26 protein-coding genes are annotated in these 26,599 nt (G+C 53.8%); 21 read left to right on the forward strand and 5 right to left on the reverse strand.

The genetic code is table 11. The annotated features are described in order from the left end of the window. The first annotated feature begins 1 nt into the window (after window position 1). The 12 genes from truA (at window position 2) to hisP (ending at window position 11,080) form a co-directional block, all read left to right on the forward strand. A complete protein-coding gene (gene truA / locus IAI47_RS06245) occupies window positions 2–805 on the forward strand; it encodes a tRNA pseudouridine(38-40) synthase TruA (protein WP_008926481.1) in 804 nt (267 codons plus the stop codon). A gap of 29 nt (window positions 806–834) precedes the next feature. Further along, window positions 835–1,497 (forward strand): DedA family protein, encoded by a 663-nt coding sequence (locus IAI47_RS06250; protein WP_008926480.1) that lies wholly within the window; start codon window positions 835–837, stop codon window positions 1,495–1,497. Window positions 1,498–1,641: 144 nt separating this feature from the next. Continuing rightward, complete coding sequence (gene accD / locus IAI47_RS06255) at window positions 1,642–2,556, forward strand: acetyl-CoA carboxylase, carboxyltransferase subunit beta (protein ID WP_008926479.1); 915 nt, start codon at window positions 1,642–1,644, stop codon at window positions 2,554–2,556. Window positions 2,557–2,650: 94 nt separating this feature from the next. Further along, window positions 2,651–3,919, forward strand: coding sequence for a bifunctional tetrahydrofolate synthase/dihydrofolate synthase (gene folC, locus IAI47_RS06260; protein ID WP_008926478.1), 1,269 nt, complete (start codon window positions 2,651–2,653; stop codon window positions 3,917–3,919). Then, window positions 3,909–4,691, forward strand: a complete 783-nt coding sequence (gene dedD / locus IAI47_RS06265) for a cell division protein DedD (protein WP_003854266.1) — start codon at window positions 3,909–3,911, stop codon at window positions 4,689–4,691. The genes folC and dedD overlap by 11 nt, the downstream gene beginning before the upstream one ends. 265 nt (window positions 4,692–4,956) lie before the next feature. Then, window positions 4,957–5,442 carry a colicin V production protein gene (cvpA, locus tag IAI47_RS06270; protein ID WP_003854265.1) on the forward strand — a complete coding sequence of 162 codons (486 nt, stop codon included), beginning with the start codon at window positions 4,957–4,959 and terminating at the stop codon, window positions 5,440–5,442. Between the two features lie 37 nt (window positions 5,443–5,479). Beyond that, window positions 5,480–6,997 carry an amidophosphoribosyltransferase gene (purF, locus tag IAI47_RS06275; protein WP_003854264.1) on the forward strand — a complete coding sequence of 506 codons (1,518 nt, stop codon included), beginning with the start codon at window positions 5,480–5,482 and terminating at the stop codon, window positions 6,995–6,997. Between the two features lie 112 nt (window positions 6,998–7,109). Next, the gene (locus tag IAI47_RS06280; RefSeq protein ID WP_008926477.1) at window positions 7,110–7,679 is read left to right on the forward strand and encodes a UbiX family flavin prenyltransferase; all 570 of its coding nucleotides are present in this window, start codon (window positions 7,110–7,112) and stop codon (window positions 7,677–7,679) included. 259 nt (window positions 7,680–7,938) lie between these two features. Beyond that, window positions 7,939–8,721, forward strand: coding sequence for a lysine/arginine/ornithine ABC transporter substrate-binding protein ArgT (gene argT / locus IAI47_RS06285; protein WP_003854262.1), 783 nt, complete (start codon window positions 7,939–7,941; stop codon window positions 8,719–8,721). A gap of 178 nt (window positions 8,722–8,899) precedes the next feature. After that, the gene (locus tag IAI47_RS06290) at window positions 8,900–9,589 is read left to right on the forward strand and encodes a histidine ABC transporter permease HisQ (RefSeq protein WP_003854260.1); all 690 of its coding nucleotides are present in this window, start codon (window positions 8,900–8,902) and stop codon (window positions 9,587–9,589) included. Beyond that, complete coding sequence (locus IAI47_RS06295; protein WP_003854259.1) at window positions 9,582–10,298, forward strand: ABC transporter permease; 717 nt, start codon at window positions 9,582–9,584, stop codon at window positions 10,296–10,298. The genes IAI47_RS06290 and IAI47_RS06295 overlap by 8 nt, the downstream gene beginning before the upstream one ends. 8 nt (window positions 10,299–10,306) lie before the next feature. Then, window positions 10,307–11,080, forward strand: a complete 774-nt coding sequence (gene hisP / locus IAI47_RS06300) for a histidine ABC transporter ATP-binding protein HisP (protein WP_003854258.1) — start codon at window positions 10,307–10,309, stop codon at window positions 11,078–11,080. 36 nt (window positions 11,081–11,116) lie between these two features. Here the strand turns inward: hisP and IAI47_RS06305 are convergent, their stop codons facing one another. After that, entirely contained in the window at window positions 11,117–12,016 is a 900-nt protein-coding gene (locus IAI47_RS06305; protein ID WP_008926476.1) for a TIGR01777 family oxidoreductase, read from the reverse strand. Between the two features lie 182 nt (window positions 12,017–12,198). On the opposite strand from IAI47_RS06305, the gene yfcF reads away from it, so the two are divergent. Then, window positions 12,199–12,840, forward strand: a complete 642-nt coding sequence (gene yfcF / locus IAI47_RS06310) for a glutathione transferase (protein ID WP_008926475.1) — start codon at window positions 12,199–12,201, stop codon at window positions 12,838–12,840. A gap of 108 nt (window positions 12,841–12,948) precedes the next feature. Then, the gene (yfcD, locus tag IAI47_RS06315; RefSeq protein WP_003854255.1) at window positions 12,949–13,473 is read left to right on the forward strand and encodes an NUDIX hydrolase YfcD; all 525 of its coding nucleotides are present in this window, start codon (window positions 12,949–12,951) and stop codon (window positions 13,471–13,473) included. A 110-nt stretch (window positions 13,474–13,583) separates the two neighbouring features. On the opposite strand, the gene pta is transcribed toward yfcD, so the two are convergent. Continuing rightward, complete coding sequence (gene pta / locus IAI47_RS06320) at window positions 13,584–15,713, reverse strand: phosphate acetyltransferase (protein WP_033743374.1); 2,130 nt, start codon at window positions 15,711–15,713, stop codon at window positions 13,584–13,586. Window positions 15,714–15,799: 86 nt separating this feature from the next. Further along, window positions 15,800–17,002, reverse strand: a complete 1,203-nt coding sequence (gene ackA, locus IAI47_RS06325) for an acetate kinase (protein WP_008926474.1) — start codon at window positions 17,000–17,002, stop codon at window positions 15,800–15,802. A 337-nt stretch (window positions 17,003–17,339) separates the two neighbouring features. Here ackA and yfbV point away from each other — a divergent pair, with 337 nt between their 5' ends. The 3 genes from yfbV to IAI47_RS06340 all read left to right on the forward strand — a co-directional run bounded on the left by yfbV (window position 17,340) and on the right by IAI47_RS06340 (window position 19,105). After that, window positions 17,340–17,792 carry a terminus macrodomain insulation protein YfbV gene (yfbV, locus tag IAI47_RS06330; RefSeq protein ID WP_008926473.1) on the forward strand — a complete coding sequence of 151 codons (453 nt, stop codon included), beginning with the start codon at window positions 17,340–17,342 and terminating at the stop codon, window positions 17,790–17,792. A gap of 145 nt (window positions 17,793–17,937) precedes the next feature. After that, window positions 17,938–18,432: a YfbU family protein gene (locus tag IAI47_RS06335; RefSeq protein WP_003854251.1), complete on the forward strand. Its 495-nt coding sequence runs from the start codon at window positions 17,938–17,940 to the stop codon at window positions 18,430–18,432. A 13-nt stretch (window positions 18,433–18,445) separates the two neighbouring features. After that, entirely contained in the window at window positions 18,446–19,105 is a 660-nt protein-coding gene (locus IAI47_RS06340) for a sugar phosphatase (protein WP_003854250.1), read from the forward strand. 29 nt (window positions 19,106–19,134) lie between these two features. Here IAI47_RS06340 and yfbR read toward each other — a convergent pair whose 3' ends face one another. Together yfbR and IAI47_RS06350 are read right to left on the reverse strand one after the other, a co-directional pair. After that, window positions 19,135–19,734 (reverse strand): 5'-deoxynucleotidase, encoded by a 600-nt coding sequence (yfbR, locus tag IAI47_RS06345; RefSeq protein WP_003854249.1) that lies wholly within the window; start codon window positions 19,732–19,734, stop codon window positions 19,135–19,137. 69 nt (window positions 19,735–19,803) lie between these two features. After that, window positions 19,804–21,021: a pyridoxal phosphate-dependent aminotransferase gene (locus tag IAI47_RS06350; RefSeq protein ID WP_003854248.1), complete on the reverse strand. Its 1,218-nt coding sequence runs from the start codon at window positions 21,019–21,021 to the stop codon at window positions 19,804–19,806. Window positions 21,022–21,985: 964 nt separating this feature from the next. Between IAI47_RS06350 and lrhA the strand changes: the two genes are divergently transcribed. The 4 genes from lrhA (at window position 21,986) to nuoC (ending at window position 26,597) form a co-directional block, all read left to right on the forward strand. After that, window positions 21,986–22,909: a transcriptional regulator LrhA gene (gene lrhA / locus IAI47_RS06355; protein ID WP_003854247.1), complete on the forward strand. Its 924-nt coding sequence runs from the start codon at window positions 21,986–21,988 to the stop codon at window positions 22,907–22,909. Between the two features lie 638 nt (window positions 22,910–23,547). After that, window positions 23,548–23,991, forward strand: a complete 444-nt coding sequence (locus tag IAI47_RS06360) for an NADH-quinone oxidoreductase subunit A (RefSeq protein WP_003854246.1) — start codon at window positions 23,548–23,550, stop codon at window positions 23,989–23,991. A 15-nt stretch (window positions 23,992–24,006) separates the two neighbouring features. Beyond that, window positions 24,007–24,684 carry an NADH-quinone oxidoreductase subunit B family protein gene (locus IAI47_RS06365; protein WP_003854245.1) on the forward strand — a complete coding sequence of 226 codons (678 nt, stop codon included), beginning with the start codon at window positions 24,007–24,009 and terminating at the stop codon, window positions 24,682–24,684. Window positions 24,685–24,797: 113 nt separating this feature from the next. Beyond that, a complete protein-coding gene (nuoC, locus tag IAI47_RS06370; protein ID WP_008926471.1) occupies window positions 24,798–26,597 on the forward strand; it encodes an NADH-quinone oxidoreductase subunit C/D in 1,800 nt (599 codons plus the stop codon). The last annotated feature ends 2 nt before the right edge of the window (window positions 26,598–26,599 follow it).

The raw sequence follows: 26,599 nt of genomic DNA on the forward strand, positions 1-26,599 counted from the left end.
CATGTCCGATGGTCAGACGCAAAAACTGGCGCTCGGCATCGAGTATGACGGCAGTCGTTACTACGGCTGGCAACGTCAGAATGAAGTCCGCAGCGTGCAGGAGAAGGTAGAGCGCGCGCTGTCGAAGGTCGCGGATCACCCGGTCAGCATTTTTTGCGCGGGCCGCACCGATGCCGGCGTGCACGGAACGGGGCAGGTGGTCCATTTCGAGACGACATCACAACGACCTGATGGTGCCTGGACGCTGGGCGTCAACGCTAATCTGCCGCCGGATATTGCGGTGCGCTGGGTGAAAGCGGTGCCGGATGAGTTTCATGCCCGCTTCAGCGCTACGGCCCGACGCTATCGCTACCTGATCTACAATCAGCGTCTGCGTCCGGCGGTGCTGGCGCAGGGCGTCACGCACTTCTACCATCCTCTGGATGCGGAGAAGATGCAGCGCGCCGGGCAATGTTTGTTAGGCGAAAATGATTTCACCTCATTTCGCGCCGTGCAGTGCCAGTCGCGTACCCCGTGGCGCAACGTGATTCATCTTAACGTCACGCGTCAGGGCCCTTACGTGATTGTGGATATCAAAGCCAACGCTTTTGTCCATCACATGGTGCGCAATATCGTGGGCAGTCTGATGGAGATAGGCTGCGGCAATAAGCCTGAGTCATGGATGGCCACGCTGCTGGCAGCGAAAGATCGGACACTGGCGGCAGCCACAGCCCGGGCAGAGGGATTGTATCTGGTGGCGGTGGATTACCCATCCCACTTTGCGTTACCACAACCGTCGATGGGACCGTTGTTCCTCGCGGATTAATTTACTTTCAGGACTTAAAAGGGCGCGCTATGGAGTTTATCCATTTTCTGGTCGATTTTATTCTGCACATCGATGTGCATCTTGCTGAACTGGTTGCACAGTACGGTATCTGGATTTACGCTATTTTGTTCCTGATTTTGTTCTGCGAAACCGGACTGGTGGTCACGCCATTCCTGCCGGGTGATTCGCTGCTGTTTGTGGCGGGCGCACTGGCCGCGCTGCCAGGTAACGATCTCAATGTGCACATTATGGTGGCATTGTTAGTGGTGGCGGCGGTTCTGGGCGATGCGGTGAACTACACCATTGGCCGCCTGTTTGGCGAACGGTTGTTCAGTAACCCGAACTCGAAGATTTTCCGTCGCAGCCATCTGGATAAAACCCATGCGTTTTATGCCCGTCATGGCGGAAAAACCATTATCCTTGCGCGCTTTGTGCCCATCGTCCGGACGTTCGCGCCGTTTGTTGCGGGTATGGGCCATATGTCCTATCGCCACTTCGCACTGTTCAACGTGACGGGTGCGCTGCTATGGGTGCTGCTGTTCTCCTACGCCGGCTACCTGTTTGGCGATCTGCCGGTGGTGCAGGAAAACCTGAAGCTGCTGATTGTCGGCATTATCCTGGTGTCGATTCTGCCGGGTGTGATTGAAGTCTGGCGTCATCGCCGTCAGGCTAAGCAGCAGAAGCTGCCATAAGGCTTCGCTCAGGGGTAAGACCAGATTTTTATCCACAGTCTGAACAGGTTGTGGTTTAATGAGCGACATTTACCGTCTGCTGAAGCGGTTTTCAGCAGTATCAAGACGACTGGACCAGGTCAGTTTTAAACAGAAAGGTCATCAATGAGCTGGATTGAACGCATTCTTAATAAAAGCACCGGAACGCCTGTGCGCAAAGCCAGTATCCCGGAAGGGGTCTGGACCAAGTGTGACAGCTGTGGTCAGGTTCTCTACCGCGCCGAGCTGGAGCGTAATCTTGAGGTCTGCCCGAAGTGTGACCATCACATGCGTATGCATGCCCGTGAGCGCCTCGGCAGTGTCCTCGATCAGGGCACTATGGTTGAGCTGGGCAGTGAACTTGAACCTAAAGATCTGCTCAAGTTCCGTGACTCCAAAAAGTATAAAGACCGTCTGGTAGCGGCCCAGAAAGACACCGGCGAGAAAGATGCGCTGGTTGTCATGAAAGGTCAGCTGCACAGCATGCCGGTTGTTGCGGCAGCCTTTGAATTTGCCTTTATGGGCGGTTCAATGGGTTCTGTGGTTGGTGCGCGCTTTGTGCGTGCGGTTGAGCAGGCGTTAGAAGATAACTGTCCGCTGATCTGCTTCTCCGCCAGTGGTGGTGCCCGTATGCAGGAAGCGCTGCAGTCGCTGATGCAGATGGCGAAAACCAGTGCGGCACTGGCCAAAATGCGCGAGCGCGGTCTGCCATATATTTCTGTGCTGACTGACCCGACGATGGGTGGCGTTTCGGCCAGTTTTGCGATGCTGGGTGACCTCAATATCGCGGAACCTAAAGCGCTGATCGGCTTTGCCGGTCCACGCGTGATCGAACAGACCGTGCGCGAAAAACTGCCGCCAGGCTTCCAGCGCAGTGAGTTCCTGATTGAGAAGGGCGCGATCGATATGATCATTCGTCGTCCGGAAATGCGTTACAAACTGGCAAGCCTGCTGGCAAAAATGATGAACCTGCCGGCACCGCTGCATGACGGTGAACAGTCCGCTCCTGCGACGACTGAATCGGAAAGCAACGAGGCCTGACAGGAGATAGAGAGGTGCGTCCAAAGCACCTCTTACCAATGCACCGTATACCGCAGCACCAGTCTGCCAGGTATAAATAAGCAAAACGGGACATATGGACAATCTTCACCTTCCTCAAGCCACGTCGCCTTTGGCCACGTGGCTTTATTATCTTGAGCACCTGCATACTCAGGCCATCGAACTGGGTCTGGACCGTATTCGTCAGGTAGCACTTCGTCTCGACCTGCTGAAACCCGCTCCCTTTGTCTTTACCGTAGCCGGCACTAATGGCAAAGGCACGACATGTCGGACCCTGGAAACGCTGCTGATTGCCGCGGGCTACCGCGTTGGCGTCTACAGCTCGCCACATCTGGTGCGCTACACCGAGCGTGTTCGGGTCCAGGGAGAGGAGCTGAGTGAAGCGCAGCACTGCGCCAGCTTTGCGGAGATTGAAGCCGGACGTGCGGATATCTCCCTGACCTATTTCGAATTTGGCACGCTCTCTGCGCTCAATCTGTTCCGCCAGGCGCAGCTGGATGTGGTGATTCTCGAAGTCGGCCTCGGCGGACGGCTGGATGCCACCAACATCGTGGATGCCGATGTCGCCGTAGTCACCAGCATTGCACTGGATCATACTGACTGGCTTGGGCCGGATCGCGAAAGTATCGGGCGTGAGAAAGCGGGTGTGTTCCGGGCGGGGAAACCGGCAGTCGTCGGTGAACCCGATATGCCACACAGCATCGCGGTGGTCGCGCAGGAAAAAGGTGCTGAGCTGTTACAGCGCAACCGTGACTGGTCATGGCAAGCCCAAGCCGAAAGCTGGTCGCTGCGTGATGCGCTGGGGGAGCTGAACGATCTGCCACTGCCCCAGGTGCCGTTACCTAACGCGGCGACGGCACTGGTGGCGCTGCGTGTCTCAGGGCTTGAGGTCAGTGAGGCGCAGATTCGCGCCAGCCTGCCGCTGGCGATGCTGCCAGGGCGTTTTCAGACGATTAGTGAATCACCGCGCGTGATTCTGGATGTCGCCCATAATCCGCATGCAGCGTCGTATCTGGCGTCACAGCTGGCGACGCTGCCGAAACGCGGCAAAGTGCATGCCGTCGTGGGCATGCTGCATGATAAAGATATTGCCGGTACGCTGACGGCGCTGGCACCCATGGTCGATGCCTGGTACTGCGCACCGCTTGACGGTCCGCGCGGCGCCAGTGCTGAGCAACTGCTGGATTGCCTCTCGCAGGGCGAAGCCTTTAGCTCGGTTGAGCTCGCCTGGCAGCAGGCACGCCAGCGGGCAGCGCCGCAGGACACTGTGCTGGTCTGTGGTTCATTCCACACCGTTGCGCAGGTCATGGAATCGATTGAAACGGAGAAAGGACGTGGCAAGTAAGTTTCAAAACCGTTTAGTCGGCACCGTTATTCTGGTCGCCGTTGGCGTGATTGTGCTGCCAGGGCTGCTGGATGGTCAGAAAAAGCATTACAAAGAAGAGTTCGCAGCCATTCCGCTGGTGCCGAAACCTGACGATCAGCAGGACAGTGAAATGGTGCCACCGGTTACCCAGTCGCTGCCATCCCAGCCACCTGAAGGCGCGGGCAATGCGGTCAACAGCAGTAATGGTAATAGCAAAAGCAGCGTCACGGCAGAGCAGGGGCGTGCCGAGCCGGATGATGATACCGAACCGACTGTGGTTTCGCCGCCGCCGGTTCATCAGTCTGTGCCTGCACAGACGGTGACCAAACCGAAAGTGGCAGAGCAGCAGAAAACTAAAGTCACTGAGCAGCCTAAGCAGAAACCGGTCGAACAGCAGAAGCCTAAAGCGGTGGAGCAGACGAAGCCGAAGCCGGAAGAACCGCCTAAAGCGGTCGAACAGCCGAAGCAGGAAGCGGCGCCAAAAGCAGCAGAGACGACCGCACCGGCAGGGCAGGCTTATGTGGTGCAGTTAGGTGCGCTGAAAAACGCCAGCAAAGTGAATGAGATTGTCGCGCAGTTGCGGCTGTCGGGCTATCGCGCCTTTACTGTGCCTTCAACGCCCGTTCAGGGTCAGATTACCCGCATTTACGTCGGGCCGGATGCCTCGAAAGCCAAAATGCAGAGTGCCGTTGGCGAGCTGAAAAGCATCTCAGGGTTGGGCGGTGTTGTGAAACCGTACAGCGCCCGCTAAACCGGCGATTGGCGCTGCCGATAGCAGTAACAGGCAGCGTCTTTTTCCCGGCGTACAGCGTGCTCAGGTCGCGCGGTACGCCTGAAATAGTGAATATTTTCAACGGCCTTTCCGGCTGAGAATCACCCAGGCGATTGCGTTTTTTTTCATCGCCTTTTTTATGGATGCAGAAAAAGAAAACCGCTACGCAAACGTTTTCTTTTTCTGTTAGAATGCGCCCCGAACTGGATGCAGGGGTGCAATTGCACTGGCGCTGGAAGAGTTCATGATCTGGATTGATTACGTCATTATTGCGGTAGTTGGTTTTTCGGCTCTGGTCAGCCTCGTCCGTGGGTTTGTCCGGGAAGCCTTATCTCTTGTTACCTGGGGATGCGCGTTTTTTGTCGCCAGTCATTACTACGCCTACCTTGCAGTCTGGTTTACAGGTTTTGACGACGAACTGGTTCGTAACGGTATCGCCATTGGTGTGCTGTTTGTGGCTACCCTGATTGTAGGGGCCATTGTGAACTATGTTATCGGCACGCTGGTGGAGAAAACCGGCCTGTCGGGAACCGACCGGGTGTTGGGCGTCTGTTTCGGGGCGTTGCGTGGTGTGCTGATCGTAGCCGCTTTGCTGTTCTTCCTTGATACATTCACTGGCTTTTCTAAAAGTCCAGACTGGCAACAGTCTCAACTCATTCCCGAGTTCAGTTATATCATCAGGTGGTTTTTTGATTACCTGAAAAGCACGTCGAGTTTTTTACCCCGGTGATGTGACCGGGAGTGCGGCTAAATGAGGAAATGACAACATGTGCGGTATTGTCGGTATCACCGGTTTCATGCCGGTCAACCAGTCGATCTATGACGCGTTAACGGTGCTCCAGCACCGCGGGCAGGATGCCGCAGGCATTTGTACGATTGATGCGCTGAAATGTTTTCGCCTGCGAAAGGCAAATGGCCTGGTCAGCGACGTTTTCGAAGCACGCCACATGCAGCGTCTGCAGGGCAATATGGGGATTGGCCACGCGCGTTATCCCACTGCGGGAAGCTCCAGTGCCTCTGAAGCGCAGCCATTCTATGTAAACTCCCCATACGGCATCACCCTGGCGCATAACGGTAACCTGACCAACGCCCACGTGCTGCGCAAGCACCTGTTTGAAAAGGGCCGCCGTCACGTTAATACCACCTCAGATTCTGAAATCCTGCTGAATATCTTTGCGCAGGAGTTAGATCGTTTTCAAAATGATCCGCTGGAAGCCGACAACATTTTTGCCGCGGTGGCTGCCGTACATCAGCAGGTGCGTGGCGCCTACGCGGTTGTCTCGATGATTATCGGCCATGGCATGGTTGCTTTCCGTGACCCTAATGGCATCCGTCCGCTGGTGCTGGGCAAGCGCGTTATCGCTGATGGTCGCACCGAATACATGGTCGCCTCCGAGAGCGTCGCGCTGGATACGCTGGGCTTTGAGTTCATCCGTGACGTCGCACCGGGTGAAGCCGTCTATGTCACTGAAGCGGGCCAGCTCTCTACCCGCCAGTGTGCTGAAAACCCGAAAAGCAATCCGTGCCTGTTCGAATATGTCTATTTTGCCCGTCCGGACTCTTTCCTGGATAAAATCTCCGTCTACAGCGCCCGTGTCCGCATGGGCACCAAGCTGGGCGAGAAAATTGCCCGCGAGTGGGAAGATCTGGATATCGACGTGGTGATTCCTATTCCGGAAACCTCTACCGATATTGCGCTGGAAATTGCCCGTATTCTCGACAAGCCTTATCGTCAGGGCTTCGTGAAAAACCGTTACGTTGGCCGTACTTTTATCATGCCGGGCCAGCAGTTACGTCGCAGCGCGGTTCGCCGCAAGCTCAACGCTAACCGTGCCGAATTCCGTGATAAAAATGTCCTGCTGGTGGATGACTCTATCGTGCGCGGCACCACCTCAGAGCAGATCATTGAGATGGCGCGTGAAGCCGGCGCTAAACGCGTTTATCTGGCGTCTGCTGCACCGGAAATTCGTTTCCCGAACGTCTACGGCATTGATATGCCGAGCGCCACGGAACTGATTGCGCATGGCCGCGAAGTGGAAGAGATTCGCCAGCTGATTAAAGCCGATGCGCTGATTTTCCAGGACCTGGACGATTTGATTGAAGCGGTGCGTGAAGAGAACCCGGACATCGCCCAGTTTGAATGCTCGGTGTTCAACGGTATCTACGTGACGAAAGATGTCGATCAGCAGTATCTGGAGTATCTGGAATCGCTGCGCAACGATGACGCCAAAGCGCTTCAACGCCAGAACGAAGTCGAAAACCTCGAGCTGCACAACGAGGGCTGATATGCTCAGCGGGTGGTCAACATAAAGCAGGGCGGGAGCAATCCCGCCCTGTTTGTTTTCAGAAACCTGCTGGCCGCGTATGATGGTGCATTGGCTGACATAAGGTTGGAATATGAAACGACTCATCATTGGCATCTCCGGCGCAAGCGGGGTGATCTATGGCGTGCGCATGCTGCAGGTGTTGCAGCAGGTGGAAGAAGTAGAAACGCATCTGGTCATGAGCCAGGCGGCGCGTCAGACGCTGGGGCTGGAGAGCGACTATTCGCTGCGTGACGTGCAGGCGCTGGCCGATGTGGTGCATGACGTGCGCGATATTGCAGCAAATATCTCGTCGGGGTCGTTTAAAACCCTGGGCATGGCGATTTTACCCTGCTCAATGAAAACGCTTTCAGGCATCGTCCACAGTTACACTGACTCCCTGCTGACCCGTGCGGCTGACGTCATATTAAAAGAGCAGCGTAAGCTGGTATTGTGCGTACGTGAAACGCCATTGCACGTTGGACACCTGCGCATGATGACCACCGCCGCCGAGCTGGGCGCCATAATAATGCCACCAGTGCCGGCTTTTTATCATCGGCCTGAAACCATCGATCAGCTGATTGACCAGACCGTCAACCGGGTTATTGATCAATTCGATATCGAATTACCGGAAGATCTCTTCGCGCGCTGGCAGGGTGCATAAAGTTCCGCTGGCGCACTTATTTAGTGCATAAGCGCGCCTCGGATCACTCTTCGTGCATTTGATGCACCAAAAGTTAACAACGTCGCTTTTTCTCTTTTACTTCACTGCTATATTCCCCCTACAAACACAGCGTTTTCGCCTGTCTGACATCACGCTAACTGCGTGGAAAACTTGCAGAACTGGCATGAAACATGCAAATTAATTTGCGCAAACACATCACAAACCACATAACAAAAAGCACTTCACTTGAGGGTAATCTATGAAAAAGCGTGTTCTGGCTCTTTCCCTGATGCTGGGCTTATCCAGTGCTGCCAGCGTATTCGCGGCAGTGCCGGGTTCAATCCGTATCGGCACAGATCCAACTTACCCACCGTTTGAGTCGAAAGACGCGCAAGGCAAGTTAGTGGGCTTCGATATCGACCTCGCTAACGAAATCTGTAAACGTATTCATACCCAATGCACCTACGTTGAAAGCGACTTCGATGCGCTGATCCCGTCGCTGAAAGCGAAAAAAATTGATGCCATCATCTCCTCACTTTCCATCACAGCAAAACGTCAGGAAGAGATCGCCTTCTCGGATAAGCTTTACGCTGCTAATGCGCGTTTAGTCGCACCGAAAGGATCGAAAATTCAACCGACCATTGAGTCGCTGAAAGGCAAAAATATCGGTCTGCTGCAGGGCACAACCCAGGAAACCTATGCCAATCAGAACTGGCGGCCTAAAGGGGTTAACGTCACCCCTTATGCTAATCAGGATCTGGTTTATCAGGATCTGAATGCTGGTCGTATTGATGCGGCCTTCCAGGATGAAGTGCAGGCCAGCGAAGGTTTTCTGAAGCAGCCAGTCGGTAAAAACTACGCGTTTGCCGGTCCGGCCGTCAAAGATGACAAGATCTTTGGCGTCGGCACCGGTATGGGACTGCGTAAAGATGACAGCGAACTGAAAGCCGCCATCGACAAAGCCTTTGCTGACATGCGTAAAGATGGCACCTACGACAAGATTGCGAAGAAATACTTCGATTTCAATGTGTACGGCGACTAACCATCCTGTCGCTTTACCTTCTGTTTCCGTTCTGCCGGGACTGAGCCGGTTCTGCCCGAGGCAGAAACCGGACCTGGCCCGGTGATGACGGAAAGCGTCTGAAACGGAGAGGTAAAGCTAAACTGCCCGTCTCGCTTGCGGGCAGCGTTTCGTTTACACCCCACGACAGGACCTTTCGATGCTGTATGGCTATTCTGATGTAATTCTTCGGGGCACGCTGGTGACGCTGGAGCTGGCACTCACCTCTGTCGTACTGGCCGTGCTGCTGGGCCTGATTGGCGCAGGCGCGAAACTGTCGCGCAGCCGGCCGCTGGCGATGATTTTTGAAGGCTACACCACGCTGATTCGTGGCGTGCCTGACCTCGTACTGATGCTGCTGATCTTCTACGGTCTGCAGATTGTCCTCAACCAGGTAACCGATGCGCTGGGTATGGCGCAGTTTGATATCGACCCGATGGTGGCCGGTATCATCACGCTCGGCTTTATCTATGGTGCCTACTTCACCGAAACCTTCCGGGGTGCTTTTATGGCTGTGCCTCAGGGACAGATAGAGGCGGCTACTGCATTTGGTTTTACCAGCGCGCAGGTGTTCCGCCGCATTCTGTTTCCGGCCATGATGCGCTATGCGCTGCCGGGCATCGGCAACAACTGGCAGGTGATTCTGAAAGCCACCGCGCTGGTCTCGCTGCTGGGGCTGGAAGATGTCGTGAAGGCAACGCAACTGGCGGGGAAAAGTACCTGGCAGCCGTTCTACTTCGCTATTGTGGCGGGTGTGATTTATCTGGTGTTCACCACGCTGTCGAATGGCGTGCTGTGGTGGCTGAACCGTCGCTATACGGTCGGTGTGAAGAGGGCGAGTTATGATTGAGATTATTCAGGAATACTGGAAATCGCTGCTCTGGACCGACGGTTATCGTTTTACCGGTGTGGCTATCACCCTGTGGCTGCTGATCCTTTCGGTGACCGTTGGTGGCTGTCTGGCCATCCTGCTGGCGATAGCGCGGGTTTCGCCTAACCGGTTTATCAGTTTTCCGGTCTGGCTCTTTACCTACGTGTTTCGCGGCACGCCGCTCTATGTACAGCTGCTGGTGTTCTACTCCGGCATGTACACGCTGGAGATTGTGAAAGGCACTGAACTGCTGAACGCATTTTTCCGCAGTGGCCTGAACTGTACGTTACTCGCCTTCACCCTGAATACCTGTGCTTACACCACAGAGATCTTTGCCGGTGCCATTCGCTCGGTGCCCCACGGCGAGATTGAGGCGGCGCGGGCGTATGGCTTCTCCACCTTTAAACTCTATCGCTGCATTATCCTGCCCTCGGCGCTGCGGACGGCACTGCCAGCCTACAGTAACGAAGTGATTCTGATGCTGCACTCCACGGCGCTGGCTTTCACCGCCACGGTGCCGGATCTGCTGAAAATCGCGCGGGATATTAACTCGGCGACCTACCAGCCGTTTACCGCCTTTGGCATTGCGGCTGTGTTATACCTGATTATCTCTTACGTGTTGATCAGCCTGTTCCGCCTGGCGGAACGCCGCTGGCTGGCCCACGTGAAACCCTCTTCATCGCATTGAGTAGAACTATGGCTGACAATAAATTAAGCGTCACCGAATTGCATAAGCGTTACGGTGAACATGAAGTGCTGAAAGGGGTCTCGTTAACTGCTAAAGCGGGCGATGTGATCAGCATCATTGGATCGTCCGGTTCAGGGAAAAGTACCTTTTTACGCTGCATCAACTTCCTCGAAAAACCGAGTGAAGGCAGCATCATGGTGAACAACCAGCAGATCACCTTAGTCCGCGACAAAGATGGTCAGCTTAAAGTGGCTGACAAAGAGCAACTGCGCGCGTTGCGCACCAGCCTCACCATGGTGTTCCAGCACTTTAATCTCTGGAGTCACATGACAGTGCTGGAAAATGTGATGGAAGCGCCGATTCAGGTGCTGGGGCTGAGTAAAGCGGAAGCGCGTGAGCGCGCCATCCGCTATCTCGATAAAGTCGGCATTGATGCGCGGGCGCAGGCGAAGTATCCGGTGCATCTCTCGGGTGGTCAGCAGCAGCGTGTGTCGATTGCGCGCGCGCTGGCGATGGAGCCGGAAGTGTTGCTGTTTGATGAGCCGACGTCGGCGCTGGATCCTGAACTGGTAGGCGAAGTGCTGCGCATCATGCAGAAGCTGGCGGAAGAGGGTAAAACCATGGTGGTCGTCACGCATGAGATGGAATTTGCCCGTCACGTCTCCAGCCATGTGATTTTCCTGCACCAGGGCAAAATCGAAGAGCAGGGGCCGCCTGCGGAGGTGTTTGGCAACCCGAAAAGTCCACGTTTACAGCAGTTCCTCAAGGGATCGCTGAAGTAAGCCTGAGCCCGCGCCTGGCCGGGCGCGGGCTTCTGGTTAATGCTTCACCACATCCTGCAATGCCTCCTGCAGATCGTACCAGCGGAAGCCAAAACCTGATGCCTCCAGCCGCTTTGGCAGCACATGTTGTCCTCCCAGCACCAGAACCGACGATTCGCCCATCATCAGCTTAATGGCGCTGGCAGGCGTACGCATAAAGGCCGGACGATGCATAACCCGACCCAGAGTGGCGGCAAACTGCTCATTACGCACCGCGTAAGGTGCGACCATGTTGAACGGCCCTCTCAGGTCATCATGGTCCAGCAGCCAGATAATGGCGTTGAGCATGTCATCAATATGGATCCACGGCATGTACTGTTTACCACTGCCGATTGGCCCGCCGATGCCGAGCTTAAACGGCAACTTCATTTTGCTGAGTGCGCCGCCCTCGGGCGCCAGTACCACGCCAGTTCGCAGCAGACAAACGCGGGTGCGTTCGCTTTCCGCCGTGAGCGCCAGCTGCTCCCAGCGGGCGCAGAGCTGATGCGTGAACTCATCCTGCCCCTGATCCTCTTCGGTCAGCACCAGATCGCCGGTATTGCCATAAAAGCCGGTTGCCGAACCTGAGATTAATACGGCGGGTGGCGTAGTGCTGGCGTTGATCAGTGAGGCGATCTGCTCGGTTATCTGCCAGCGACTTTCACAGAGCTGCTGCTTGTGTGGCTCCGTCCAGCGTTTGTCAGCGATCGGTTCGCCCGCCAGATTAATCACCGCATCGATGTCATCCAGTGTCGACTGTTGCGCCAGTCCTGACCAGAGCGCGACGTTCTCGCCCAGTTTTTCACGCGCGCTGACCACGTCGCGCGTTACCACGCTGATCTGATGGCCCAACTGCTGCATACGTGGAATCAGGTGACGGCCAATCAGTCCCGTGCCACCGGTAATAAGAATGTGCATGTTGCGGCTCCCTTGATGTTTTTGTTATTTGCACCTTTCAGCATAGAAGAGTGGAGCCACTCTATAGTGAGTCGCGTCGCGGTTTCTTCTTCTGAAGGAAGAGATCGGATCAGCTCAGCGTTGCCTTCGCAAAAAAAAATCGGTAAACATGATGCAATCCTGACAGCCAATTGAGGTAACCGATGAATTATCCGCCCATCACCCTGTGGTCAGATTCATCATTTTTCAGTCCTTACGCCATGTCGGCCTACGTTGCCCTTAACGAAAAAGGGATTCCGTTCCACCTGAAACGCGTCGATTTGTCGCAGAATCAGCAATACGCAGCGGCATACCGTGAGTTGTCGCTGACCTGCCGGGTTCCGACCCTGCAGATTGATGACTTTCTGTTAAGCGAATCCTCGGCGATAACCGAATATCTTGAAGAGCGTTTTCCGGCACCCGAATTTGAACGTCTCTATCCTCGCGACCGCGAAAAGCGCGCTCGCGCGCGCGAGATTCAGGCCTGGCTGCGCAGTGACTTCCTGTGGATTCGTCAGGAGCGTCCGACAGAGGTGCTGTTTGCCGGTGAACGCTTTGCGCCGCTGACCGCGTCAGCGCAGCAGGCGGTGGATAAACTCGTTACGGCTGTCGAACGTCTGCTGCCAGACGGACAGCAGAACCTGTTTGGCGAGTGGTCAATTGCAGATACCGATCTGGCGGTGATGCTTAACCGGCTGGTACTGCATGGCGATCCTCTGCCTGCACGCTTACAGCAATATGCTGAGTTTCAGTGGCAACGCGCCTCGGTACAGCTGTGGTTAGCAGAAAGTGGTAAAAATCGGTAACAGCCGGGGCTTGCTCATGCTGGCGTAAGTGATTACCTTACGCCACATAAAAATAACGACGTGGCAAACTGCGTACGCAACTGTACGCCAAACAGGAAAGGGTTACGGATGGTGGATCAAACTGCGGGTGACGGCATTGAGTGGGTCGATATCGTAAACGAAGAGAATGAAGTCGTTGCTCAGGCGACACGCGCGCAGATGCGTGCTCAGTGCCTGCGTCACCGCGCCACCTATATCGTGGTTCATGACGGTATGGGTAAGATTCTGGTACAGCGTCGCACCGAGATAAAAGATTTTATGCCGGGCAAACTGGACGCAACCGCGGGCGGCGTGGTGCAGAGCGGTGAAGATATGCTGGAATCTGCGCGACGTGAAGCGGAAGAGGAGTTAGGGATTGCCGCCGTGCCGTTTGCTGAGCATGGCAAATTCTACTTCGAAGATCAGCATTGCCGTGTCTGGGGCGGTCTGTTCAGTTGTGTGTCACATGGCCCTTTCGCCATGCAGGAATCGGAAGTCGATGAGATTATCTGGATGACGCCCGATGAGATCACCGCACGCTGTGATGAATTTACCGACGATTCGCTGAAAGCGCTCTCTCTGTGGATGAGCCGCAACGGTGATAACCGGGCCTGAAAACGGGCGCATTCATACCAGTGACCGACGCGCATTAACGTGGACTGCCCGGTTACCGGCGAAAAAAAAGGCATGCCTCGTGGCATGCCTTTTTCGTTGTTACCAGACGCTTAACCTTCAGCCTGCTGTGACTGAATAGCCGTCAGGGCGATGGTATAGACGATGTCGTCAACCAGCGCACCGCGCGAAAGATCGTTGACCGGCTTACGCATACCCTGCAGCATCGGTCCGATTGAGATCAGATCGGCTGAACGCTGTACCGCTTTGTAGGTGGTGTTACCGGTGTTGAGATCCGGGAAGATAAACACGGTAGCGCGACCTGCAACCTGTGAATTTGGCGCTTTCGATTTCGCCACATCTTCCATGATCGCGGCGTCATACTGCAGCGGACCATCGATGACCAGATCAGGACGTTTCTCCTGCGCAATGCGCGTTGCTTCACGCACTTTCTCAACATCGCTACCTGCACCTGACGTGCCGGTAGAGTAGGAGATCATCGCCACACGCGGATCGATACCAAAGGCGCTGGCAGAATCCGCTGACTGGATAGCAATCTCAGCCAGCTGCTCAGCGGTGGGATCCGGGTTAATGGCGCAGTCACCGTAGACCAGCACCTGCTCCGGCAGCAGCATAAAGAACACGGATGAAACCAGCGAGCTGTTCGGCGCGGTTTTGATCAACTGCAGTGGCGGACGAATGGTGTTGGCGGTGGTGTGAACCGCGCCTGAAACCAGACCATCCACTTCACCGCTCTCCAGCATCATGGTGCCGAGAACCACGTTATCTTCCAGCTGCTCCTGAGCGACCACTTCGGTCATGCCTTTGCTCTTACGCAGCTCAACCAGACGTGGCACGTAGTTTTCACGTACCTGTTCCGGGTCAACAATTTCGACACCTTTGCCCAGTACGACACCCTGAGCCGCAGCGACACGCTGAATCTCATCCGGATTGCCTAACAGGACGCAGGTGGCGATACCGCGCTCAGCACAGATAGAGGCCGCTTTAACCGTACGCGGCTCATCACCCTCTGGCAGCACGACACGTTTACCCGCTTTACGCGCGAGCTCAGTCAGCTGGTAGCGGAAGGCTGGAGGTGACAGGCGACGGCTGCGCTCAGAGGTGGCGGTCAGTGACTCAATCCACTCGGCATTAATGTAGCTGGCCACATATTCCTGCACTTTCTCAATGCGCTGCGTATCGTCAGCAGGCACTTCAAGATTAAAGCTCTGCAGGCTCAGGGAGGTCTGCCAGGTGTTGGTTTTCACCATAAACACCGGCAGGCCGGTCTGGAAAGCCCGGTCGCAGAGACGGGCAATGCGATCGTCAATCTCATAGTTACCGGTCAGCAGAATTGCACCAATTTCAATGCCGTTCATCGCGGCCAGACAGGCGGCGACCAGCACATCAGGGCGGTCTGCGGAAGTCACCAGCAGTGAGCCAGGACGGAAATGCTCGAGCATGTGCGGGATACTGCGCGCACAGAAGGTGACGGATTTGACCCGGCGGGTCTGAATTTCACCTTCATTGATGATACGCGCATCCAGGTGGCGGCACATATCGATCGCGCGGGTAGCAATCAGATCAAAGCTCCACGGCACGCAGCCCAGCACCGGCAGCGGGCTGTCTGAGAACAGCTGCTTTGGATCGATGTTGGCGATGCTCGCTTTTGAGGAGTCATCAAAGATCTCTGACAGGTCAGGACGGGTACGCCCCTGATCATCCACCGGCGCGTTGAGTTTGTTGATAATTACGCCCGTGATATTTTTGTTCTTCTGACCGCCGAAGCTGCTTTGAGTCAGTTCAATGCGCTCTTTCAACTGTGCCGGCGAGTCATTGCCCAGCGCCATCACGAAGACGATTTCTGCGTTCAGGGTTTTGGCGATTTCGTAGTTCAGCGCGTTGGCAAACTGATGCTTACGGGTCGGCACAAGCCCTTCAACCAGAACCACTTCCGCATCCTGCGTGTTGGCATGGTAACGGGAGATGATCTCTTCCATCAGCACATCCTGCTGGTTCGATCCCAGCAGAGATTCCACACGTGACATCTGCAGCGGTTCAGCGGCAGGAATCGAGGAGTTCTTACGGATAATCGTGGTGGTTTGATCCGGCGTATCGCCGCCGCTACGCGGCTGAGCAATTGGCTTGAAGACGCTGAGACGGACGCCTTTGCGCTCCATGGCGCGAATAACGCCGAGGCTGACGCTGGTCAGGCCGACGCTGGTGCCGGTCGGAATGAGCATAATTGTACGTGACACGTTTGAACCTCTCAGTAATGGCAGGGTGTCAAAAACAACTCCGTCAGCCTGAGCTGACGGAGAGAAGTGTTTTACGCAGTCAGCCGCGCGGCGTCCTGGGCAATGACCAGTTCTTCGTTGGTCGGAATCACCAGCGCCGGGCGAGTGCCTTCTTTATTGATGTAACCAGACTTGCCGAAACGGGCGGCCAGGTTGCGATCGTGGTCAACTTCAAAGCCCAGCAGCGCCAGTTTTTTCAGTGAGAGTTCACGCACCATCGCGGCGTTTTCGCCGATGCCGCCAGTAAACACGACGGCGTCAAGACGGCCATCCATCAGCGCGGTGTAACTGCCGATATATTTCGCCAGACGATGACAGAAGACATCCATTGCACGCTTCGCATCTTCTTTGGTGCTGTAGTTATCTTCAACGTAGCGGCAGTCGCTGGTGACTTCGGTCAGACCTAACAGGCCAGACTCTTTAGTCAGCAGTTTATTGATGGCATCAACGCTCATACCCAGCGTATCGTGGAGGAAGAAGACTATCGCCGGGTCGATGTCGCCACTGCGCGTACCCATCACCAGGCCTTCAAGCGGGGTCAGACCCATTGAGGTGTCCACGCACTCGCCGTTGCGAATCGCAGAGACCGAACCGCCGTTGCCGAGGTGACAGGTGATGATGTTCAGTGACGCCAGTGGCTTGTTAAGCATTTTGGCCGCTTCGTGAGTCACGTAGAAGTGGCTGGTACCATGTGCGCCATAGCGACGAACGCCATGCTCTTTGTACAATTTGTACGGCAGCGCATAGAGATAAGACTCTTCCGGCATTGTCTGATGGAAAGCGGTGTCAAATACCGCGACATTCTTGTCTGACAGGTGAGGGAAATTTTTCATCGCTTCATCAATACCGATCAGATGAGCCGGATTGTGCAGCGGTGCGAAAGAGGAGGCGTCTTTGATGCCCTGGACGACTTTTTCAGTGATGATGACTGACTGCGTCAGTTTTTCGCCGCCATGAACGATACGATGGCCGATTGCAGCAATTTGTGCCGAAAGCTCAGGTTTTTGTGCCAGAATGGATTTAACGATAAAGTTCAGCGCTTCGCTGTGCGCTGCGCCAGCACCCAGAGGCGCTTCCTGTTTTTCGCCTTCCAGCTTCCATTTGATACGGGCTTCAGGAAGATGGAAACATTCCGCCAGGCCTGACAGGAACTCTTCACCGCTGGCAGGGTTAAGAATGGCAAACTTAAGGGAAGAGCTGCCACAGTTCAGAACCAGAACTAACTTACTCGACATGGAAGTACCTATTTTTTGAGAGTGGCTAAATTAAACGCAATCAGACTATCAGCGTAGCCCATGAAAGCTGGTAGATTAATGACAAACATCATGCGGTAGACAGAAATCTGCGATTCCGCAAAAAATTTCGGTAATCTTACGCGAAAATTTTAAGATTGCCTTGTCGAAACTTGGCTCAGGCCTCTTCCCAAAGGCGCATTCCGCTTCCGGAGAGGTGTTAAAACGGCGTCAGAATAGCTGGAGTCATCTTTAAAGACAAAAATAATTGAAGGTTGTTACGTAAAGTTGTGTCTTTATAACTATTTTTTAATCTTTGCAGTATTAGTTGAGGTGAGCCATGGCGAATGAATCTGGCAGTACCAATTGGTTTCGGATGTTTCAGCGCGGCCAACACTATATGAAGACCTGGCCTGCTGATAAGCGCCTGGCCCCCGTGTTCCCGGAAAACCGGGTTTCATCGGCAACCCGTTTTGCCATTCGTTTTATGCCACCTCTGGCGATTTTTACGCTGACCTGGCAGATTGCGATGGGCGGTCAGTTAGGCCCGGCCGTGGCGACTGCGCTGTTTGCCTGCAGCCTGCCGATGCAGGGACTGTGGTGGCTGGGCAAGCGTTCAGTGACGCCACTGCCGCCAACGCTGCTTAACTGGTTTCATGAGGTGCGTACCCGACTGGAAGAAGCCGGGCAGGCGATAGCACCGGTTGAAGGCAAGCCGACTTATCAGGCACTGGCCGATCTGCTTAAGCGGGCGTTTAAACAGCTCGACCGCACCTTCCTCGACGATCTCTAGGCAAACCCAGGCTGGCGGTAAAATAATTACCGCTAACCTGCGGCCAAATCAAAGAAAGGCGAGACGGCGGTTTCCGTGTCGTTAACGCTGTGCAACCATTTCTCCATTGTCGATTAACTGAGCGGTCTCTGACCGGGAGTCAATGATGGAAATGACCCATGCACAGCGTTTGATTCTCACTAACCAGTATAAAATCATGGCGATGCTTGAGCCTGAAAATGCTGAACGCTTCCGCCGTTACCAGACCATCATCGAACGCGGCTATGCGCTGCAGATGCGTGAGCTGGACAAAGAGTTTGGCGAACTCAGCGAAGCGATCTGCCGGACGGTGATCGATATTATGGAGATGCATCATGCCCTCCATGTTTCCTGGTCGAACCTCAAAGATAAAGGTCAGCTTGAAGCGCGCCGTCTCGCCTTTTTGGGCTTTGATGCGGCAACTGAAGCGCGGCTGCTGGGCTACGTCCGTTTTATGGTGAATACAGAAGGGCGGTATACCCACTTCGATTCCGGTACTCACGGTTTCAATGCCCAGACCCCAATGTGGGAAAAGTATCAACGCATGTTAGCTTTGTGGCAGACTTGTCCGCGCCAGTACCATTTAAGTGCAAATGAAATCGCACAAGTGATCAATGCCTGAAGAGGAGGAGCGCGTGACCTACAGAGGTTTTCTATTTGATTTAGACGGCACGCTGGTGGATTCGCTGCCAGCGGTTGAACGAGCCTGGAGCCAGTGGGGTGCCCGTCATGGTATCGCCGCTGATGAGATCCTGGATTTTATCCATGGCAAACAGGCGATCACCTCTTTGCGTCATTTTATGGCAGGTCAGTCGGAAGAGGCTATACAGGCGGAGTTTACCGCGCTGGAGCAGGCTGAAGCGGCGGACACCGACGGTGTGCAGGCGCTGCCCGGTGCCGTCGCGTTGCTGAACCGGCTGAACGAACTGAATATTCCCTGGGCAATTGTCACCTCAGGCTCGGTGCCGGTCGCTCATGCCCGTCACAAAGCCGCGGGGTTACCAAAGCCTGCCGTGTTCATTACGGCTGAGCAGGTGGCGAAAGGTAAACCTGAACCCGATCCTTACCTGCTGGGTGCGGAGAAACTGGGGTTAGCGGCGACAGCGTGCGTAGTGGCAGAAGATGCTCCCGCCGGAATTTTATCCGGCCTGAATGCGGGCTGCACGGTGATTGCTATTAATCCTGCGGCGGAGACACCCCGGCTGGATGACGTGGCGCTTAAGCTCGAATCGCTGGCATCGCTGGTAGTTTCCCGCGAGTCTGATGGCAGTTTTACCTTTAGTCAGCAGGCTTAAGGGTTCGCCCGGCGGCCAGTTCGCCGGGCTTAAAGAGGCGTATCCTGCGAGATTTCATCCAGTGACAGGCTGAAGCTCGGAATGAACACGTCAACGAAGTAATCCATCTCCGGCGAACGACGCTGCGCCAGGGTCTTTTCCAGCCGTGCTTTCGCCAGTAAAAATTCATTATTCCCGGCAGACAACTCTTCAAGACACTTAACATAGGCACAGAGCGCATCCGCCTGTTTCACAACGGCCTGCTCCTCTTCGCTATGCAGATGCTCATCGATCAGCGGGCGATAGATTTCCTGAAACTCTTCCGGCAGCATCTCAATCAGCTTTTGCTGAGCAATCTTTTCGATTTTCTTATATTCGTGGGCGATCTGCGCGTTGTAATACTTCACCGGTGTCGGTAAATCGCCGGTAAGCACTTCACTGGCATCGTGATAAAGCGCCAGCATGGCAATACGATCGGCATTAAGCGACCCGCTGAACCTGAGATTTTTGATCACCGCCAGGGCGTGCGCCACCATAGCGACCTGCAGACTGTGTTCCGAGACATTTTCGGTGCGCACATTGCGCATCAGCGGCCAGCGATTAATCAGCTTAAGACGGGAGAGGTGAGCAAAGAAGTGGCTTTGTGTCATGCGCGTTCCTGTTGGCAGGCAGGGGAGAGACCGGCTCTCCCCAAATAACGTCAGTATACGCGGGCGTGATTACTGACGATAGCCTTGCAGGAAACGCCCAAATTTATTAATCGCCATCTCCAGATCATCGACGCGTGGCAGCGTAACGATGCGAAGATGATCGGGCCACGGCCAGTTGAACGCACTGCCCTGAACCAGCAACACTTTTTCCTGTAACAGAAAATCCAGCACCATCTTCTGATCGTCGAAGATATTGAATTTTTTGGCATCGATTTTCGGGAACATGTAGAGCGCGCCCTGCGGCTTCACACAGCTGACGCCAGGAATATCATTGATCAACTCCCATGCACGCTGGCGCTGCTCGTAGAGACGACCACCAGGCATGATAAATTCGCTGATGCTCTGATAGCCGCCCAGTGCCGTCTGAATCGCATGCTGCGCCGGTACGTTGGCACACAGACGCATTGAGGCGAGCATTTCCAGCCCTTCAATATAGCCTTTCGCATGTTTCTTCGGCCCGTTCAGTACCATCCAGCCCTGACGGAAACCGGCCACGCGATAGGTTTTGGAGAGGCCATTGAACGTCACGGTCAGCAGATCGGGCGCCAGGGCCGCAATGCAGTGATGCTGGGCGTCGTCGTAAAGGATCTTGTCGTAGATTTCGTCGGCGAAAATGATCAGATTATGCTGACGCGCAATTTCAACCACCTCTAACAGCAGTTCTTTACTGTAGACCGCGCCGGTAGGGTTATTCGGGTTGATGATCACGATGCCACGGGTACGAGGCGTTATCTTGCTACGGATATCATCCAGATCAGGGAACCAGCCGGCAGACTCATCACACAGATAGTGCACCGCTTTACCGCTGGAGAGAGAAACCGCGGCTGTCCATAAGGGATAGTCGGGCGCGGGCACCAGCATTTCGTCGCCGCTATTCAGTAACGCCTGCATCGCCTGCACGATGAGTTCTGATACCCCGTTACCGATATAAATATCTTCTACCGTGACATCGCGCATGTCGCGTGCCTGATAGTGCTGCATGATTGCTTTACGGGCGGAGTAGAGGCCCTTGGAGTCGCAATAACCCTGAGCGCTGGGAAGGTTACGAATGACATCAACCAGGATCTCATCCGGTGCTTCGAAACCAAACGGCGCCGGATTGCCAATGTTCAGCTTGAGAACTTTATTACCTTCTTCTTCAAGGCGCTTAGCCTCTTTCAGTACCGGTCCACGGATGTCATAGCAGACGTTATCGAGTTTTCCGGATTTATCAATTTGAAAAGTCATTGTTACCGCCTTGATGGGCAGAATCCTTGTGGCTGCCACAGAAATCGAACCAGCACAATGTACTCTCCTCACGGTCACAAAAGAAGGGTGCCGCCCCGTTTTGGCGGGTTCAACAACTTTTTGCAGAATGCGTAGCGTAAAAAGTAACAGCTCTCGCTGAGGGTGGTTAATAAAACTATGTATAAAGAAATTTTTAGAATTTTAATCCACCCAAAACCGTAGCGAGCCAACATCTGCCTCTGGAATTTAAAAAGGTTTGTGGACTCAATACGGAGAGATATTTTCTTTACCGCTGAAATATACACTTTGAGGAATAGTTAAAATTTATTTTATTAATGTTCGTTTTGTGGCCAGTTTTATAACATGAGAACTATTTACGCCTTAACACTGCTTAAGAGTGTGCTGTTTAAGGCCTTGTGATCGCCGGAAAAGTACCAAAAAAGGCGTTTCATTCGGCACCTTAAATACAGGATAGTGAGCACTACTTAACACTTCCTCACTAACTTTCAGAACGTTGAAGGCTTAAAAAGTGATCAATAATGTGGCATAAGGGTCACGAAATGCCTTTGTCACAAAATTTACAGCGCTTTTCACAAAATCATTTCCATTTTGAAGTCAAAAATGATTAAGTATAATTTATTATTTAGTGCACTTAGCCGCTTCGCCTTGATAGCCCGCTAAGTGTAGTTTTTATCCCGCCCGATTCATTCCGGTGGGAATAAGACAACTAAACAGCTTCCTGCATTTGCGCACCCCAGCGCCATCGGTACAGAAGAAGTTGTCTCTGTCTTAAAGCATCGTGCTCCCTTCGGGTGAGTCAACGGTGCAGGTTCCACATAAAATTTTTTTTATGTCAGTCTTCACACAGGACTGTCATTAAGCACCATTACCGCTTATCACTTTGATAAGCTTGTAATAACACCAGGGTAGTAGTTCGTAAAAATCTTATAAGTGAAGAAAAAACATGACTAATGCAAATCGTCCGATACTGAATCTCGACCTCGATCTGCTGAGAACTTTCGTTGCCGTTGCGGATTTGAATACCTTTGCAGCCGCCGCTGCAGCGGTCTGCAGAACCCAGTCAGCAGTCAGTCAGCAGATGCAGCGTCTGGAGCAATTGGTAGGTAAAGAGCTGTTTGCCAGACATGGACGTAATAAGCTTTTAACAGAGCATGGGATCCAGCTTTTAGGCTATGCCAGAAAAATTCTTCGTTTTAACGACGAAGCCTGCACATCTCTGATGTACAGCAACATTCAGGGCGTACTGACTATTGGTGCCTCTGATGACACCTCTGACACTATTCTGCCGTTCCTGTTAAACCGGGTGACCTCGGTTTATCCGAAACTGGCCATTGATGTGCGGGTTAAACGTAATCCATTCATGATGGAAATGCTCAATCAGGGTGAAGTTGACCTGGTGGTGACAACGTCCAGCCCGGGCAACTTTACCTATCAGGTACTGCGTACTTCACCCACCTTGTGGTACTGCGCAGCGGACTATATCTTCCAGCGCGGCGAAGCGATTCCATTGGTGCTGCTGGATGAGCCAAGTCCTTACCGTGATATGGCCATTGATCATCTCAATGAAGCCGGTATCCCATGGCGTATCTCTTACGTCGCTTCTACTCTGGCTGCCGTACGAGCTGCAGTGAAAGCGGGTCTTGGCGTAACAGCGCGCCCGGTCGAGATGATGAGCCCGGAACTGCGTGTTATGGGTGCGGCTGAAGGTCTGCCGGTTCTCCCGGATACGCAGTATCTGCTGTGCCGTAATCCTGACAGTGATAATGAGCTGGCGCTGGCTATCTTTAATGCCATGCAGTCTACTAATGATCCGTACAATCTGAGCAACAATCCAGATGGTGCGTTGCTGTTGGATGACGAAGAGTAATAGCGCTAACGTGTTGTACTCAACATCAGCGCCATTGCCTTAACAAACGCTTATAAATAAGCCTCTCATTCTTTGAACAGAACGAGGGGCTTTTTTACTATCTGACCCTTGTCAGACTCGTCCCGACGACAACCTCCCTGATGTAAATCCCTCACTGTATTTCACTCCATTACAAACTGAAATCTGCAATCCATAAAAACGAACCTTTTGTTCCGTATCAAGGCTTCAGGTGGAGGAAATTAACGCAAAAAGGGCAAAAGTGTGTTCTGGATCAAGAAAATACCCCTGCTAAGGGGAAGGAAAAAAGAGTCATACCTGTCAAAATATGTTTGTTAAACGCACGATCCATGCGTGTGATTACCCGCTACACTAAAATTAACCCTACAGACTGAAGCGATTTAGCTGGAAAGCGGGGCATCATTTGTTAATAATATGATGCAGGTGTGAAATAATGTTTGGATACTTTTGTCAAAGTTGACAAAAGGTTATAGAAAGGAGTAAAAAACCCCATTAAATTGCTGTTTATTCCGTAATAACAGTGACATTTAAAAGGTTTTTACCCTTCCCTTGAATCGATGTGGTCAGTTTGCTGCGGGAAACGCGTGCAGGATGCCAGCGCCACTTTTGATGAGTAAGCAATGAGTATGTCAACTACCACCGAAATCATCGCTCAGCACTGGGCGTTTATCGTATTTATCGTTATTGCCTTTGGCTTGTGTGCTTTCATGCTGACCGGAGGATGGTTGCTTGGCGGCAGAGCGCGCGCCCGCTATAAAGACACGCCATTCGAATCGGGCATTGAATCCGTTGGTGACACCCATATCCGCCTGTCGGCGAAATTTTATCTGGTTGCGATGTTTTTCGTCATTTTTGACGTCGAAGCCCTCTTTTTATACGCATGGGCGACTTCAATCCGCGAAAGCGGTTGGGTCGGCTTTGTGGAAGCCGCAATTTTCATTTTGGTGCTCCTTGCGGGTCTGGTCTATCTGGTACGCATTGGCGCACTGGACTGGGCTCCAGCTCGCCGTCGCGTAGTGGTGAAAACTACTACGGTCAGCCACACCAATCCTCATAAGCAGTAAAAGAGAGGCAATAAGATGGACTATACGCTCACCCGCATAGACCCGAACGGTGGTGAGAACGACCGTTATCCTCTGCAAAAGCAGGAAATCGTCAGCGATCCGCTGGAGCAGCACGTTCATCGCAGCGTTTATATGGGCAAACTCGAAAATGCCCTGCATGACATGGTGAACTGGGGACGTAAAAACTCACTCTGGCCTTATAACTTTGGCCTGTCCTGTTGTTACGTTGAGATGACCACATCGTTTACCGCGGTCCATGACGTGGCACGTTTTGGTGCTGAAGTTATGCGCGCCTCGCCACGCCAGGCGGATTTCATGGTTATTGCCGGCACGCCGTTTACCAAAATGGCTCCGGTTATTCAGCGTTTATACGATCAGATGCTGGAGCCAAAATGGGTGATCTCAATGGGTGCCTGCGCAAATTCGGGCGGCATGTATGACATCTATTCGGTGGTGCAGGGCGTCGATAAATTCCTGCCAGTAGATGTCTATATTCCTGGCTGCCCGCCACGTCCTGAAGCCTACATGCAGGCACTGCTGCTGTTGCAGGAGTCGATCGGCAAAGAGCGCCGTCCGCTTTCATGGGTTGTCGGCGACCAGGGCGTTTACCGCGCTAACATGCCTTCAGAGCGTGAAAGAAAACGCGGCGAGCGCATCGCAGTAACAAACCTGCGCAGCCCGGACGAAGTTTAAAACCGTATGGATGGAAAAGAGCGCCTGCAGCAGAACATCACAATTTAATGCATGGCCCCATCCTGACGCCTTCATTTGAGTGCCTGAGACCAGGCCGGAATGGTGAGTAACGTATGACAGATTTGACCACGCAAGATCTCGCTCAGCCTTCATGGCAAACCCGTGATCACCTTGATGACCCGGTGATCGGCGAGTTGCGTAACCGTTTTGGGCCGGATGCCTTCACTGTACAGCCAACCCGCACCGGCATTCCGGTGGTCTGGGTTAAGCGTGAACAGATACTGGAAATTACCGAGTTCCTGCGTAAATTACCGAAGCCTTACGTCATGCTGTATGACCTGCATGGCGTGGATGAGCGTTTACGTACCCACCGTGCAGGCCTGCCTGCGGCGGATTTTTCCGTTTTCTACCACCTGCTGTCGATTGAACGCAACCGCGACATCATGCTCAAGGTGGCACTCTCTGAAAACGACATGCATCTGCCGACCATCACCCGTCTTTTCCCGAATGCCAACTGGTATGAGCGTGAAACCTGGGAGATGTTTGGTATTACCTTTGATGGTCACCCGCACCTGACGCGCATCATGATGCCGTCGACCTGGGAAGGCCATCCGCTGCGTAAAGATTACCCGGCGCGCGCCACCGAATTCGATCCTTTCACGCTGACTAAGCAGAAAGAAGATTTAGAGATGGAGGCGCTGACCTTTAAGCCTGAAGACTGGGGCATGAAGCGCAGCACCACCAACGAAGACTTCATGTTCCTGAACCTCGGGCCTAACCACCCGTCGGCGCACGGTGCGTTCCGCATCATCCTGCAGCTGGACGGTGAAGAGATTGTCGACTGCGTACCTGACATCGGTTATCACCATCGTGGTGCCGAAAAGATGGGTGAGCGTCAGTCCTGGCACAGCTACATTCCTTACACTGACCGTATCGAGTACCTCGGCGGCTGCGTAAACGAAATGCCTTACGTGCTGGCGGTAGAAAAACTGGCCGGTATCGTGGTGCCCGATCGCGTAAACGTGATCCGCGTGATGCTCTCTGAGCTGTTCCGCATTAACAGCCATCTGCTTTATATCTCGACCTTTATTCAGGACGTCGGCGCGATGACGCCGGTGTTCTTTGCCTTTACCGATCGCCAGAAAATCTATGACGTGGTTGAAGCCATTACCGGTTTCCGTATGCACCCGGCCTGGTTCCGTATCGGTGGTGTAGCACACGACCTGCCGCGAGGCTGGGAACGTCTGCTGCGTGACTTCCTGGACTGGATGCCGAAGCGTCTGAAGGAATATGACAAAGCGGCACTGCGTAACACCGTGCTGATTGGTCGTTCAAAAGGCGTTGCTGCTTACAATATGGAAGAGGCGCTGGCGTGGGGCACGACCGGTGCCGGCCTGCGTGCCACGGGTCTCGACTTTGACGTGCGCAAATGGCGTCCATACTCAGGCTACGAAAACTTCGATTTCGAAATCCCGGTCGGCGACGGCGTCAGCGATGCTTACAGCCGTGTTCAGCTGAAGATGGAAGAGATGTGGCAGTCCCTGCGTATCCTTGAGCAGTGTCTCAACAATATGCCAGAGGGGCCGTTTAAAGCGGATCATCCGCTGACCACGCCACCACCGAAAGAGCGTACGCTGCAGCACATCGAAACGCTGATCACCCACTTCCTGCAGGTTTCGTGGGGACCGGTGATGCCAGCCAATGAATCGTTCCAGATGATTGAAGCGACGAAAGGGATCAACAGCTACTACCTGACCAGCGATGGCAGCACCATGAGCTACCGCACCCGCGTGCGTACGCCGAGCTTCCCGCATCTGCAGCAGATTCCTTCAGTAATCCGTGGCAGCCTGGTATCCGACCTGATCGTATATCTGGGTAGTATCGATTTTGTTATGTCAGACGTGGACCGCTAATT

It is taken from the genome of Pantoea sp. MT58, from assembly GCF_014495885.1.
In the GTDB taxonomy this organism is placed as follows: Bacteria; Pseudomonadota; Gammaproteobacteria; order Enterobacterales; family Enterobacteriaceae; genus Pantoea; species Pantoea eucalypti.